Origin of the sequence: Paenibacillus donghaensis, assembly GCF_002192415.1 — a bacterium.
GTDB lineage: Bacteria > Bacillota > Bacilli > Paenibacillales > Paenibacillaceae > Paenibacillus_AQ > Paenibacillus_AQ donghaensis.
Genome location: NZ_CP021780.1, coordinates 2,713,252 through 2,725,980, shown reverse-complemented (window position 1 = coordinate 2,725,980; position 12,729 = coordinate 2,713,252). Strand labels below are relative to the sequence as shown.

Below are 12,729 nucleotides of genomic sequence, written 5' to 3'. Positions count from 1 at the left end.
CAATGATGTCGCTTTTTAATTTTATGACACTGGTGTCGTTTCTGTCAAGGCTTCTCTGTATCGGGGGCTTGCGCCGGTTGTACTCTTACCCACCTCCTCTGCTATGATGAAACCAGAGGTGACTCATGATGAAACTTGATTTCGCAACACTCGAAGATTGGGATGAAGAGTTATGGAGCAGAGTAGAACCGCTGTATTTGACTGCTTTTCCGTCAGGGGCCAAGCCTGTGTCCATTCTGCGCAGCATGGTGGAGCGTAAGCTTGCCTGTCTGCATATCGGAAGGAGCGGCGGCGAGTATATAGCGATGGCAATCACCGGACTTGGAGGGAAAGACCCGGAACAGGTGCTGATTATTGACTATATGGCTGTACGTGAGGATCATCGGGGCCAGGGATTGGGGACGTTGTTTCTGCGGCAGATCCGGGAATGGGCGGTGCACAGCTTCCAGCTGAAGGCACTGGTGATCGAAGTAGAAGCCGGAAACAGCCCAGTTCACTGGGAGCGGGTGCACTTCTGGGAGCGCTGCGGGTTCATGCTGACGGCCTATATCCATCAGTATATCTGGGTGCCTGAGCCTTATCAGGCCATGCTGCTGCCGCTTGAACCGGACTTTATGGTTAAGGACGAAGGGCAATCGCTGTTCAAGGCAATCAACAATTTCCACAAGGTCAGCTTTCGGCCGCAAAAACACCCCTGATGCGCTATGCATCAGGGGTGCTTTATTTTCATATTCTAACGTGCTTGTGCTCTTGTGAACTCATAGAACGAAAGGGCCTCATCCCATGACGGGAATCCGGCCTGGGCCATGACTGCGCTGCCGCCGCCTTTGCCGTTAAAGCCTGCCAGATGCGTCTTAAAAAAGGCTCCGCAAGACAACTCACCGCTGCCGCTGTGGGCATACACCAGCTTACTCTCCATCGTCGTGGCCAGCAATACAGCAGCATCCGTCTGAGCGGTCAGCTTAGTGGCAAGGCTCTGGAGATCCTTCAGCGGCTTGTCCGCAAAAATATACGAGATCAGCCCTCCATCCTCTTGCGCCAGCAGCTCTTGTGCCAAATAACTGTCGAGCTGCTCCTTGGCCGCGTTCAGCTGCGACTGAAGCAGCTTCTGCTCCTGATCCGCTTTTTGAATGCGGTCCATAATCTCTTCTTTGCCGGTATTGAACCTGACGGACAGGGCTGCCAGAATCTTCATCTGTTCATTGAATTCGTTCAGGGCACGGGTGCCGCATTTGAAATAGATTCGTGTCTTGCCTTTGATCTTCTCCGTTCTCAGCAGCTTGATTATGCCGATCTCACCCGTTGCAGCTACATGTGTTCCGCCGCAGGCGTTGTACTCCACCTCTTGGATCTCTACAATCCGGATTTCCTCTGTCACTGTGGGTGCTTTGACCAGCGGCAGTTTGGCAGCTTCCTGCGCGCTTACCCAATGGCTGACAATCCGGTGGTTACGGTAAATCTCCAGATTAACCTCCTGCTCAATGGAGGCGAGCAGCGTCTCCGACAATTCTACCCTTTCCACATCGATCGTACAATCCTCATTGCCCAGATGGAAGCTTGCCGTCACCGCCCCGGCCAGTTTCAGACAGACGGCGGAGAGCAGATGCTGTCCGCTATGCTGTTGCATATGGTCAAACCGCGTCTCCCAGTCGAGCCGGCAGCTTCCCTGCCGTTCTTGCGGCAAACTTTCCAGCTTATGCAGTACCTTGCCCTCTTCACTTACTACATCAAGAACAGCGATGCCCGAGATCTCCCCCCTGTCACAGGGCTGGCCCCCACCATGCGGGTAGAAGGCCGTTTGCTCAAGCGCCACATAAATCCCGTCCTCCCGTTCCAGCACCTCTTGAATGGTCGTTTCCCACATGGAGATATAGGCGGAATCATAATACAGTTTATCAGTCATCATTGATGTCCTTTCTTCCTCAGGTTTGTGGTTCCTCTGTGTTCTGAATGTACTCCAGCAGATCGCCGGGCTGACAGTTCAGCGCTTTGCACAAGGCGTCCAGCGTGGTGAAGCGGATCGCCTTACCCTTCTCATTCTTGAGGATGGACAGGTTGGCCGGGGTAAGATCGACCAGCTCGGAGAGTCGGTTTAGAGACATTTTACGTTCAGCCATCATCACATCAAGCTTTATGCGTATCATCATTATCCCCTACTTCGCTTATATGGTTTGGTTGTTCTCTTCAACTGCCCGTACCGCAACTTTCAGTGCCGAAGCAATGATCAGCAGCAGAATTCCGCCAATTAAAGGGTCGATATAAGACAGATTCGCATAAACAAGGCTTGCATTGGCGATCTCCAGAGTATCCAGTGCTCTTACTGCCAACAATCCATCCATATAATTAAAGCTGCAACCCAGAACCAGGAAGGTGATCCCCAATTTGAACAAAATAGTAACATTCTGCTGCATAAACAGACTCTCTTTATAGATGTTCTTCAACAGCTTGTGCATGTACCATGTAAAAAGAATGGAGAAAGCAAAGACAGCTATAACAGTTAATAAGGAAAGGTTAATAAAGGACTGATCGGCATACAGGGCAGGGTATTCATTGAACACCAGATCAAATTGTCCAAAGATAGGCTCGAATTCTCCCACATAATGTCCGATCACCGAGGCTATACCCAGAACGATCATGAAATAAAAAAGCACAAGAGATACATTGGAACCAACTTTAAACCAAATTTTGGATTTCATAACATAAACTCCTTTTAGAAATGTATTGTTGTTCTTGCAATTAACATTAACAGATCTAAAAGGTATTTTCAATAAAAATATATCGATAAACAATAAATAATTATTGTTATATGCCATTTTTATTGTTCGCTTTAGCTTCTGCACGCCGCAGTTTGGCCGTTGCCAGGCTAGTCCCTGCCGGGTAGGTGATCAGCTGGCTTTTGGAGATGCCAATCTGCTGTGAGGTATAGATCCCGCTGTGGCCGGAGCATAAATAGCTGACCAGACAAGCAATGAACATGTATACCGCACCCTGCGAGCCGAACAATTCGATGCCCATCAGGAAACAGGCGATCGGCGTATTAGCCGCTCCGCAGAAGACGGCGATGAATCCCAGCGAGGCCAGAAATGGCCCGTATAGATGAAGAATGCCTGCCAAAGTGTCACCCAATGTCGCTCCAATGGCGAACAGCGGTGTCACCTCCCCGCCCTGGAAACCAGTTCCGAGCGTAAGTGTGGTGAAGATCAGCTTCCAGAGGAAGGCAAACGTCGACACGCCCTCTTCAAAAGAACTGCTAATCAGCGGAATGCCAAGTCCCAGGTAGTCGCGCGAACCTACTATGTATACAAGTGCGATAACAATCAGTCCGCCTGCTGCGCTTCTTAATACCGGACTGTGGATGATGGCGGCCAAGCTTTTTTTGAGAAAATGAATCGTTTCGCTGAACAGCAGACTGGTCAATCCAAATAGTACGGAAGCCAGCACTACCTTCAGCAGTACGGGAAGATTCAGCGCCGGGTATTCACTCACAGCATAATGGATATGCTGCACACCCCACAGCTTGGTGGTTACCAGATCCCCGATGAAGCTGGCCACAAAACAGGGCAGCAAGGCCTGTTGGCTGATGATTCCCAGTGTCGCTACCTCCAAGCCGAATAACGTACCTGCAAGCGGGGTGCCAAAAATCGAGCCAAAGCCTGCGCTGATCCCGCACATCAGCAGGATCTTGCGATCCAGCGGGCTGATCTTGATCCAGCGGCCGAATGCATCGGCAAGGCTACCGCCCATCTGGACAGCGGTCCCTTCCCGCCCGGCGGAACCGCCGAACAAATGGGTGATCAGCGTGCCGAACAAGACCAGCGGTGCCATCCTGAGCGGGATGGTTTCTTTGCCCTCCTGAATCTGTTCGAGAATCAGATTGTTGCCCCTGGAGCTGCTCTCTCCTACCTTCATATACAGATAGCTGACTAATGCGCCGCCCAGCGGCAGCAGATACAACAGCCAAGGCTGGCTCAGCCGAGCTGATGTGACGTAATCCAGACTTTCCAGGAAAACCGCCGATGCGCTCCCGGCCAGCAGTCCGACTATGGAACCCAGAATCGTCCATTTCATGAAGGTGCTCCAAAGCGCGGTGTAACTTCTCTCAGCGGCGAATTTACGCCAGATTACTAGTTTGTCTCTCATACTTACGGACTCCCGAAATCAGATTAGCTCTCTACACAAGTGGAAACGGCTTCGCCGTCCTCTGCAAAAGCGTATGCTTCCGAAGCAGCGATACTACGTATCGCTTTCAGGCATCCGTTTCTGCGAGAAATAAAAGGATAATGGATAGCGTGAAACATATAAATTCTTATATTTTAAGAAGAAACGGCTTCGCCGTCCTCTGCAGAAGCGTATGCTTCCGAAGCAGCGATACTACGTATCGCTTTCAGGCATCCGTTTCTGCGAGAAATAGAAGGATAAATTATAGCATAGAACCTATTAATTCCTATAATTCAAAACAGACTCCTACCAGCGCTGTTCACTGGTAGGAGTCATTAGTCTGCATGAGACAGTTATGGCGAACTCCATCGCCTTATTGGACTACACTTATAGTAATGAAGTCCATTTTAAAAGTCAATTCATTCCTGCATGTACCGGCTGATGCCGCAATCACAAGCCCGAGGCTCCGGCCAACGTACCGGACTCGAAGCCGCTGTAGAATGAACTTTTGCGCTGCTCGGCGGTGCCGTGCGTGAAGCTCTCGGGAACAACGTACCCTTGGGCCTTCTTCTGGATCGTATCATCGCCCACTGCACTGGCTGCGGTGAGAGCTTCATCCAGATCGCCTTCCTCCAGCAGGTTCATCCCTTGTGCATGATGCGCCCATACACCTGCGAGATAGTCTGCCTGAAGCTCGAATTGGACCAGCTTCTGGTTAAATTGCGTCTCACTTAGCTGCTGGCGCTGGGCATTCAGCGTGTCGGATGCTCCGAGCAGAGTCTGCACATGATGCCCCACCTCATGGGCAATGACATAAGCCATCGCGAAGTCGCCGGGAGCCTGGAACTCCCGCTGCAGCTCATCATAGAAGCTAAGGTCTATGTACAGCTTCTGATCCCCCGGACAATAGAAGGGGCCCGCCGAAGCGCCCGATACCCCGCAAGCCGATTGCACACTCTCCGTGTATAAGACCAGCTTGGGATTCTCGTAGACCTGGTTGTTTTGCTGGAATACTTCTGACCATACGTCCTCTGTATCCGCCAGCACTACAGACACGAAGTCCGCTAGCTCCTTCTCCTGTTGCGTTTCAGTATAGGGAGCACTGGTGTCTGAGCCGCCGCCGGTAATGCCATCGAGCAGATCTCCCGGATTGCCGCCCAGCAGGGTGACAATCAGCAGAATCACTATGCCGCCAATTCCCCCGCCGATTAGTTTACCGCCGCCCAAGCCTCCTCCGCCACCGCTGCCTCTGCGGTCTTCTACGTTGGAGCTTCCTCTTCTGCCTCTCCATTTCATACGATGTCCCCCTTGATCTTGCCTCTAATGTCATGTTGTAGTATGGATGTAGTAGTGATTACCCTGAATAGGATGTGTTTAACACATCTGCTTCATTCGTGGTCAAGGTATATAGGGGGAAGGGATTAAACCCGGTCGTCCTTATGGAGCTACCCGAGCTAAACTGGACAGGCGAGCTGCTGCCTGCTGTGTTAATGAGGAAGTTCCTCCGCCAGCCAAGTTGAAGGTAGAAAGTGCAGGTTGGTTGTTGGGAGCAGATGGTTGTTGGGAGCAGATAAGTGTGGATGATGACAGGTAACTTTGGCAGTTTTGATTTTAACTGTATTTCGTACATTTATAACAGCGAATTTGGCGGCAGATTGAGGTATAACTGTATTTCGTACATTTATAATTCCCCATTTTGGCGTTGAGGAGCATTTTTCCGAAAAATAACTGCACCAAATACAGCTAAAGTTGTTTTGGGACGATTTAGAACCGAAATAAATGTACGAAATACAGTTGGCGTGGTTGCCACCAAGTTCAGCAAATGAGGCAGCGCTGATCGACACATCACCCACCTCATCTCCCGCTCGCCTTGTTATTCCTGATCATAATAAAACGGCTGCCCCTCATTCAATCTGAGGTGCAGCCGCTGTATTATTCCTCTTCCGAATCGGCGTTGTGATAGACCTGCTGGACATCCTCGATTTCTTCGAGTGCATCAATCAGCTTGTCGAATTGGGCCTGGGCGTCTTCAGACACTGCTACGAAATTCTGCGGCAGCATGGTCAGCTCAGCCACGGTAAATTCGGTAATGCCTACGCTTTTAAAAGCCTCCTGCACCGCGTGGAACTGATCCGGCTCAGCGTACACAATGACCGCCTCGTCTTCTTCCAGCACATCGCGCACATCGACTTCGGCATCGAACAGCAGCTCGATGACTTCGTCGGCGGATTTGCCTTCTACGCCGATAACCGCTGTGGAATCGAACATGTAGGCTACCGAGCCGCTCACGCCCATATTCCCGCCATTCTTGCTGAATGCCGAACGTACCTGAGGAGCTGTACGGTTAACGTTATTGGTCAGAGCCTCCACGATCAGCATCGTTCCGCCGGGACCGAACCCTTCGTAACGCAACTCTTCATAACTTTCTTCACCGCTGCCTTTGGCTTTCTCCAGTGCCCGGTCAATGATCGCCTTCGGCACGTTGTAGGTTTTGGCACGCTCCAGAACGACCTTCAGCGCACGGTTGGCCTCAGGGTCCGGCTCGCCTTTTTTGGCAGTAACATAAATTTCAACACCAAATTTCGCGTACACCCGGCTAGTGTTGGCGTCTTTCGATGCTTTCTTTTCCTTAATATTGTTCCATTTACGACCCATAGGATAACCGCTCACTTTCAACATGAATTAAAAAAATAACCTTCACAATTATACCCTTCTTGCCCGTCCCACGTAAAGTGTACGGAACGTCACAGGTTCGGAAGTGGGTTGCCATCCGCTTCGATCTGATATACAATATGTTTCCACATTATCTAAAGATCAAACCCATGAAAGATCAGGAGGTGTTGTCTATCCATGAAATTGGCAGATCCAACCACACATAAGGATTGGTTACCCCCGCACTCGTTTGCCTGGTACGCGCAGCTCGAAGCGTTGACTGGCGAATACGCATATCCCTGGCATTCCACCACTGCTGGCCGGGATGGAGAGCAGATTTTTGACAAAGAAGTTGCTGAACTGGTTCCGGGTCAGAGAGTGCTGGACATTGGATGCGGCGACGGGGCGTATACTATTTCCTGGAGTCCATCCGTTAAGTCCATTGTTGGGCTGGATGTTACCCCAGGTTTCATCGAGACCGGCAATGCCCATAAGCTTGCCAATGTTTCGTTCGTCGCCGCCAGCACCAAAGCCGCTCTGCCTTTTGCGAATGGTGAATTCGATTGTGCCTACAATCGCAAAGGTCCTACTTCCGCTTATCCTGATCTGAGCAGAGTGGTCAGACAAGGCGGCCTGATACTCGGACTGCATCCGGGGGATCATCGTCTCGGCGAGCTTGCCGGCTTAATCCCAACCCTGTTCAAGGCAGTGATTCCCGCTGAACGCCCCGTATTAGACAAGCTGGAATCTCAACTGGCTGGCGGAAACTTCGCACAGTCCTCTGTTGACCTGGTTACCCATCTGGAGTATCTGCATCAACCACTCGATGTGATCCGTTTAAGCTGCTTCGGGCAGACGTCTGCCGTCCACGAGATGATGATCTCCGAAGTTCTACCGGCAGTGGAGCAGCACTTCCGGGAGCATGCCACCCCGTCAGGCCTGGCTGTGAGCAATGAATATTACATAGTCCGTATCACGGTATAGGGCGGATGCAAGATCTCTGCCCTAGCGGAACAATGCCTCAGTGTTAGCGGGACTGGTTACGCCAAAACGGCTGCACTACCCTCACGGGCGGTACAGCCGTTCCTTTTTGACTATCTTACCTGTCTACACTGCTTAACCGCGCTTACTGCCACACCCCGTCCGCAATCTCTTTGATGAACCGCAGCTTCGCCCATTGCTGCTCCTCAGTCAAGATATTGCCTTCCTCCGTGGAGGCGAAGCCGCATTGCGGGCTGATGCTTAGCCGATTGATATCGACGTATTCAGCCGCTTCCGCAATCCGCTTCAATATTTCTTCCTTGTTCTCCAGCTCTCCGGTTTTGGAGCTGAACAGGCCAAGTACAACCTGCTGGTCCTTAATGAAGCGCAGCGGTGCGAAGCCTCCTGCCCGGTCGGTGTCGAACTCCAAATATAAGCCGTCCACATCTACGGTGCCGAACAAAACTTCAGCAATCGGCTCATAGCCGCCCGAAGCTGCCCAGGTGGAGTGGAAGTTACCGCGGCACACATGCATGGTGATTACCATATCAGCCGGATGGTCCTTGATCGCTTCATTGTTGATATGCGCATACAACTTGGCGATCTCGTTCACATCGACACCTTCCTTCTGGCGGTATTCCCAGTAGCCTTTGTCGCAGAGCATGCCCCAGGTGCAGTCGTCTAGCTGAAGGTTGCGGCAACCCAGCTCATAGAACGCCTGAATCGCATCGCGGTACGCCGCTGCGATATCCGCCACCAGCTCATCCTGGCTGCTGTATACGGCTTCCGTCGTCTGCTTATTCTCGCCGCGCTGCAGCTCCGAGAGGAACTGGGCCGGGGACGGAATGGTCTGCCTTGGCAGCGCCGCTTCACCGGCCGTTAGTTCAATAAAAACAGCGGCCGTCTAAGACTTTATCTTTCAAGTCTTGTCCGCCGCTGTTCGATTTTTATGCCAGTCTAATCATTCACCTTTCCATCTGCAAATAGCTCATAAGTTCAAGCTACTACAATTCCACACGCATACGTTTGAACCGGAAAAAAATGAATATACCGGTCAATATTATGACAACACCTGACCAGAAAAACCACACTTGAACACCATACCTATTAACGATCGGTCCTGCCAGCAGGAGTCCAATTGGGGAGGAGAGCAGCATCACACTAGTAACGAGTGAAATAACGCGTCCCAGCATTGCAGGCTCAAACGCTCTCTGAATCATCGCCATGTAAGGTCCATTGAAAAAGGGAGCTGCCGATCCCATGAAGAACGAAAGAATCACGAATAGAACAAAAGCCTCTTTACTAAGCAGGCCGCTAACCACACAGGTTAGACCAATCAAAGCCAAACTCAAACTCATATACGTTATATCTTTCCATTTCGAAGCGAGTACAGACAACATGACACCGCCAATAATCATACCTATGCCAAAAACCGCTTCTACGATGCTCGCACTATACCCCCCGCGGCCAAAATACGATAACGTCATGAAAGGGAAAAGGGTCGCAAGCGGCATAAACACGATGCCAAAAACAGCTGTAGCCATTGTGATTAAGACAATCGGTTTCACTTTAATAAATGCATCCCAACCCAGTTTGAATTCATTTAAGAATGAAGGGGTTTGTAGGGTCTCTGTTTTGGGCTGATGAATGCTAACAAACAACAGCATGATATTTGCGATCAAAGCGCCTGCCACGTCTAAAAACAACACGGTCCCAAGAGAAGTGGCCGAGTAAACTGCAATTCCAAGCGCAGGCCCAATAACATTTGAGAATGAGAAAACCATTTGCTGCCAGCCGGCCACTCGCGTTAATTGCTCTTCAGGCGCTAAGAGTGGAATTGCCGCTTGGAATGCTGGAGCATGAAAAGCAGAAGCAATAGAGCGTATCATTAAAATCAAATAAACAAAAGCCAAACTAGGTTCACCAAAAAAGAAATATAACCCTAATACTAAACTGAAGAATGCAATCGCACTATCGGCTATAATCATCGTTTTTTTACGGTTCCATCGATCAAGCCAGACGCCTATAAAAGGACCTAAAATCGCTTGTGGTAAAAATCCAGCTAGCCCAGCAATCATTAGTACCGAAGCTGACCCTGTTGTTTCTGTTAAATGCCAAATAATCGAAAATTGAACCATCGAAGTTGTCAATATCGAAAAGATTTGTCCGCTAAAAATGATCGCGAACGCTTTTTTCCATTGATGTTGCATAGCAGGGTCTCCTTTTTCTGTTGAGTTTTTGAATTTTATTGCGCCAATTATAACAGATTTATTAGACTTAATACCGTTGCCGCTTTTTGTTTCGTGACTTTTTCGGCCAGTGCAGCGGTATTGCCGGGTCCAAAAGTTTTAAAATACAACTACAAAAAAAAGGAGCACCCCTTGTGGGGACGCTCCTAATCACCCGTGCTTGTGATACGGTCATGTTGCTCCTGAAGTTGAAAAGTAACACTATCGATTGTATGATTCATACATTTCTCCACTCACACCCAAATCTCATCCGCCGTTTCCTTCACCAGCCGCAGCTTGTCCCACTGCTCCTCTTCGGTCAGACGGTTGCCTTCCTCGGTGGAGGCGAAGCCGCATTGCGGGCTGAGGCACAGCTTCTCGATATCAACATACTCCGCGGCTTCCTCAATCCGCGCTTTCAGTGACTCCTTGCTCTCCAGCCCGCCGTGTTTCGTAGTGACCAGGCCGAGCACCACGAACTGGTCCTTGATAAACCGTAGCGGCTCGAAGCCGCCGGAACGTTCATTATCATACTCCAGGAAAAAAACATCCACCTTCGCATGGGCGAACAATTCACTGGCAATCGGCTCATAGCCCCCGGCGGCGAACCAGGCCGAGCGGAAATTGCCCCTACAGACGTGAAGCGCTACGGTCATATCGGCCGGACGGCCGCTGATGCTCTCGTTGATCAGCCGCACATAGTCCTTCGCCAGCTGGTCGGGGTCAATCCCCCGGCTGCGCAGATGCGCACGGTGGCGGCCGCTGCAGAGCGTGCCCCAGGTGGTATCATCCAGCTGGAGGTAACGACAACCAGCGTCGTAGAACGCTTGCAGCGCATCCTTATAGACGGCAATGATGTCCTGATAGAGCGTTTCCTGATCAGGATAGACGTCATTTCCGTTATGATTCTCCACAAAATGAAACAGCGCTGGTGATGGAATCGTCATTTTGGGTACACTGTTCGCGGTCATAGCCTTGAGATCCTTAAACTGCCGGACCATCGGATGGTCCTTGAAGGAAATCCGGTCGATGATGCGGAAGCTCTCCGCACGCTGGTTGGCTTCCGGCCGGCCTCCGGCAGGATTAAGGTCAATCTTCACCGTACCTTGAAGGCCAAGGAAGAAATCCAGATGCCACCAGGAGCGGCGGAATTCGCCGTCGGTTACAGCTTGCAGTCCGAGTTCTTGTTCCATACGCAGCAGCTTGCGGATTTCAGCAGTTTCCACAGCATACAGCTGCTCTGCGGTGATCTCCCCCAGCTCCTGCAGCCTGCGGGCCTCATGGATCTCCTCGGTGCGCAGAAAGCTGCCTACGATTTCGCTGCGAAAAGGTGGGGCGGTTCGTCGGGTTCCAGTTACGGGACTAATCATAGCGTCCTCCTGCTTTTTTTATAGGATATATATTCATTGCTTCTATAGTAGAAATTGGTTGAATTCGAAGCTCTTGCGGGCCACCAGGTCGTTGAGCAAATCTATATAGGCGGAGGCTATAGGGCTGGCTTTGCGGTCCTTATGGGCAATCCAGCCCACGGTGAACACCTCTTCACTGTCAAAAGGGATGGTAAGCATCCCGTCACCGTCCAGCTCGGAAGCCAGAATGCCCGTACCCACTGTGTAACAATCCGTGCCCAGCAGCAGATGGCTGAGTGTGGCGCGGTCCGTAACCTTGATATGCTTGTCCGTTCCGGTGAAGCTCAGCATCTCCTCGGAGAAATGCAAGGAATTGTTCTGCCCCTGCTCAAAGGTCACATACGGGAACGAATGAATATCCTCGAGGCAGATACTCTCCTTATGTGCTAGCGGATGGCTGTCTCTGAGATACACATGGGGAACCGTATTAAAAAGCGGTGTAAACTTCAGGTTGCCGTCGCTGAACAGCTTATTCATTAGCTTATAATTGCTCTCATTAATGTACAGAATGCCCAGATCGCTGCGCAGGGTGCGCACATCTTCAATAATTTCGTAGGTCTGCGTCTCCCGCAGGCTGAAATTGTACTCCTGCACTTCACTTTGGTTCATCAGCGTTACGAACGCGTCCACGGCAAAGGCATAATGCTGGGTGGTGACGGAAAAATATAGCGGGCTGCGTTTCTTCCCTGTATATCGGTTCTCCATCAGCTCCGTCTGTTCAATAATCTGGCGCGCATAGCCCAGGAATTCGATGCCTTCCACCGAGATGCTGATCCCGCGGTTGGTCCGTTCAAAAATCGTAATGCCAAGCTCTGTCTCCAGCTCTTTGATGGCATTGGATAAGCTGGGCTGTGAGACAAACAGCTTTTTGGCCGCCTCGTTCATCGAACCGCTGCTGGCAATTTCAATCGCATAGCGGAGCTGCTGCAAGGTCAAACGGATGTCCCCCTCTCCCGGTGTTGTGTTTATTGTGATTCAATGTGTAGCTGGTTTGTTAATTTAAGTGCCTGCGAACTCCATAACCCTTATTTCAGCATTTTGGCTCATTTGGAGCAAGTTTCGGACTGAGGAGCCTCTATTCGCCCATTTTGTAGCTTAATCTAGGACATTTTGCCAAAATAACGGCTCCTGAGTCCGTTACACCCGCAAAAAGGCGGTTTGGAGTCAAATAAGGTCTCTCCAGTCCGCAAGTATGGCTCGCAGGAGCGTATCCCCCGTAATCTCTAGCGATTATCGTAGCACACCTGTCCACTGCATTCCAAGAGAATGCTGCAGATTCAGTTACAGGCATTGTTATATGT

13 protein-coding genes and 1 riboswitch are annotated in these 12,729 nt (G+C 50.7%); of the genes, 2 read left to right on the top strand and 11 right to left on the bottom strand.

Translation table 11 applies throughout. From position 1 onward, the window contains the following. Positions 1-125: 125 nt before the first annotated feature. The gene (locus tag B9T62_RS11890) at positions 126-698 is read left to right on the top strand and encodes a GNAT family N-acetyltransferase (RefSeq protein WP_245864425.1); all 573 of its coding nucleotides are present in this window, start codon (positions 126-128) and stop codon (positions 696-698) included. A gap of 35 nt (positions 699-733) precedes the next feature. On the opposite strand, the gene B9T62_RS11885 is transcribed toward B9T62_RS11890, so the two are convergent. From B9T62_RS11885 to B9T62_RS11860, 7 genes are all read right to left on the bottom strand, one after another. Beyond that, on the bottom strand, positions 734-1,903 hold the full coding sequence (locus tag B9T62_RS11885; RefSeq protein ID WP_087920242.1) for an alanyl-tRNA editing protein: 1,170 nt from the start codon (positions 1,901-1,903) through the stop codon (positions 734-736). A 19-nt stretch (positions 1,904-1,922) separates the two neighbouring features. After that, entirely contained in the window at positions 1,923-2,147 is a 225-nt protein-coding gene (locus B9T62_RS11880) for a helix-turn-helix domain-containing protein (RefSeq protein WP_087915447.1), read from the bottom strand. 15 nt (positions 2,148-2,162) lie between these two features. Further along, entirely contained in the window at positions 2,163-2,696 is a 534-nt protein-coding gene (locus tag B9T62_RS11875) for a hypothetical protein (RefSeq protein ID WP_087915446.1), read from the bottom strand. Between the two features lie 106 nt (positions 2,697-2,802). Then, entirely contained in the window at positions 2,803-4,140 is a 1,338-nt protein-coding gene (locus B9T62_RS11870) for a voltage-gated chloride channel family protein (RefSeq protein WP_087915445.1), read from the bottom strand. A 337-nt stretch (positions 4,141-4,477) separates the two neighbouring features. After that, positions 4,478-4,540: riboswitch (Fluoride riboswitch) on the bottom strand. 68 nt (positions 4,541-4,608) lie between these two features. Next, positions 4,609-5,454, bottom strand: a complete 846-nt coding sequence (ypfJ, locus tag B9T62_RS11865) for a KPN_02809 family neutral zinc metallopeptidase (protein ID WP_087915444.1) — start codon at positions 5,452-5,454, stop codon at positions 4,609-4,611. A 191-nt stretch (positions 5,455-5,645) separates the two neighbouring features. Then, a complete protein-coding gene (locus B9T62_RS38980) occupies positions 5,646-6,011 on the bottom strand; it encodes a hypothetical protein (protein ID WP_157685581.1) in 366 nt (121 codons plus the stop codon). Between the two features lie 79 nt (positions 6,012-6,090). Continuing rightward, entirely contained in the window at positions 6,091-6,813 is a 723-nt protein-coding gene (locus B9T62_RS11860) for a YebC/PmpR family DNA-binding transcriptional regulator (protein WP_087920241.1), read from the bottom strand. Between the two features lie 195 nt (positions 6,814-7,008). Between B9T62_RS11860 and B9T62_RS11855 the strand changes: the two genes are divergently transcribed. After that, positions 7,009-7,794: a class I SAM-dependent methyltransferase gene (locus B9T62_RS11855; protein WP_087915443.1), complete on the top strand. Its 786-nt coding sequence runs from the start codon at positions 7,009-7,011 to the stop codon at positions 7,792-7,794. A gap of 142 nt (positions 7,795-7,936) precedes the next feature. On the opposite strand, the gene B9T62_RS11850 is transcribed toward B9T62_RS11855, so the two are convergent. From B9T62_RS11850 to B9T62_RS11835, 4 genes are all read right to left on the bottom strand, one after another. Continuing rightward, the gene (locus B9T62_RS11850) at positions 7,937-8,680 is read right to left on the bottom strand and encodes a 5-methyltetrahydropteroyltriglutamate--homocysteine S-methyltransferase (RefSeq protein ID WP_087915442.1); all 744 of its coding nucleotides are present in this window, start codon (positions 8,678-8,680) and stop codon (positions 7,937-7,939) included. 115 nt (positions 8,681-8,795) lie between these two features. Then, a complete protein-coding gene (locus tag B9T62_RS11845) occupies positions 8,796-10,001 on the bottom strand; it encodes an MFS transporter (protein WP_087915441.1) in 1,206 nt (401 codons plus the stop codon). Between the two features lie 272 nt (positions 10,002-10,273). Beyond that, positions 10,274-11,389 (bottom strand): 5-methyltetrahydropteroyltriglutamate--homocysteine S-methyltransferase, encoded by a 1,116-nt coding sequence (locus B9T62_RS11840; RefSeq protein ID WP_087915440.1) that lies wholly within the window; start codon positions 11,387-11,389, stop codon positions 10,274-10,276. A gap of 42 nt (positions 11,390-11,431) precedes the next feature. Beyond that, positions 11,432-12,364: a LysR family transcriptional regulator gene (locus B9T62_RS11835; RefSeq protein ID WP_087915439.1), complete on the bottom strand. Its 933-nt coding sequence runs from the start codon at positions 12,362-12,364 to the stop codon at positions 11,432-11,434. Positions 12,365-12,729: the final 365 nt, after the last annotated feature.

What these genes read in the sequence shown, in the direction of transcription:
- B9T62_RS11890 (WP_245864425.1), top strand. Translation starts at nt 126, where the DNA reads ATGATGAAACTTGATTTCGCAACACTCGAAGATTGGGATGAAGAGTTA.
- B9T62_RS11885 (WP_087920242.1), bottom strand. Translation starts at nt 1,903, where the DNA reads ATGACTGATAAACTGTATTATGATTCCGCCTATATCTCCATGTGGGAA.
- B9T62_RS11880 (WP_087915447.1), bottom strand. Translation starts at nt 2,147, where the DNA reads ATGATGATACGCATAAAGCTTGATGTGATGATGGCTGAACGTAAAATG.
- B9T62_RS11875 (WP_087915446.1), bottom strand. Translation starts at nt 2,696, where the DNA reads ATGAAATCCAAAATTTGGTTTAAAGTTGGTTCCAATGTATCTCTTGTG.
- B9T62_RS11870 (WP_087915445.1), bottom strand. Translation starts at nt 4,140, where the DNA reads ATGAGAGACAAACTAGTAATCTGGCGTAAATTCGCCGCTGAGAGAAGT.
- ypfJ (WP_087915444.1), bottom strand. Translation starts at nt 5,454, where the DNA reads ATGAAATGGAGAGGCAGAAGAGGAAGCTCCAACGTAGAAGACCGCAGA.
- B9T62_RS11860 (WP_087920241.1), bottom strand. Translation starts at nt 6,813, where the DNA reads ATGGGTCGTAAATGGAACAATATTAAGGAAAAGAAAGCATCGAAAGAC.
- B9T62_RS11855 (WP_087915443.1), top strand. Translation starts at nt 7,009, where the DNA reads ATGAAATTGGCAGATCCAACCACACATAAGGATTGGTTACCCCCGCAC.
- B9T62_RS11845 (WP_087915441.1), bottom strand. Translation starts at nt 10,001, where the DNA reads ATGCAACATCAATGGAAAAAAGCGTTCGCGATCATTTTTAGCGGACAA.
- B9T62_RS11840 (WP_087915440.1), bottom strand. Translation starts at nt 11,389, where the DNA reads ATGATTAGTCCCGTAACTGGAACCCGACGAACCGCCCCACCTTTTCGC.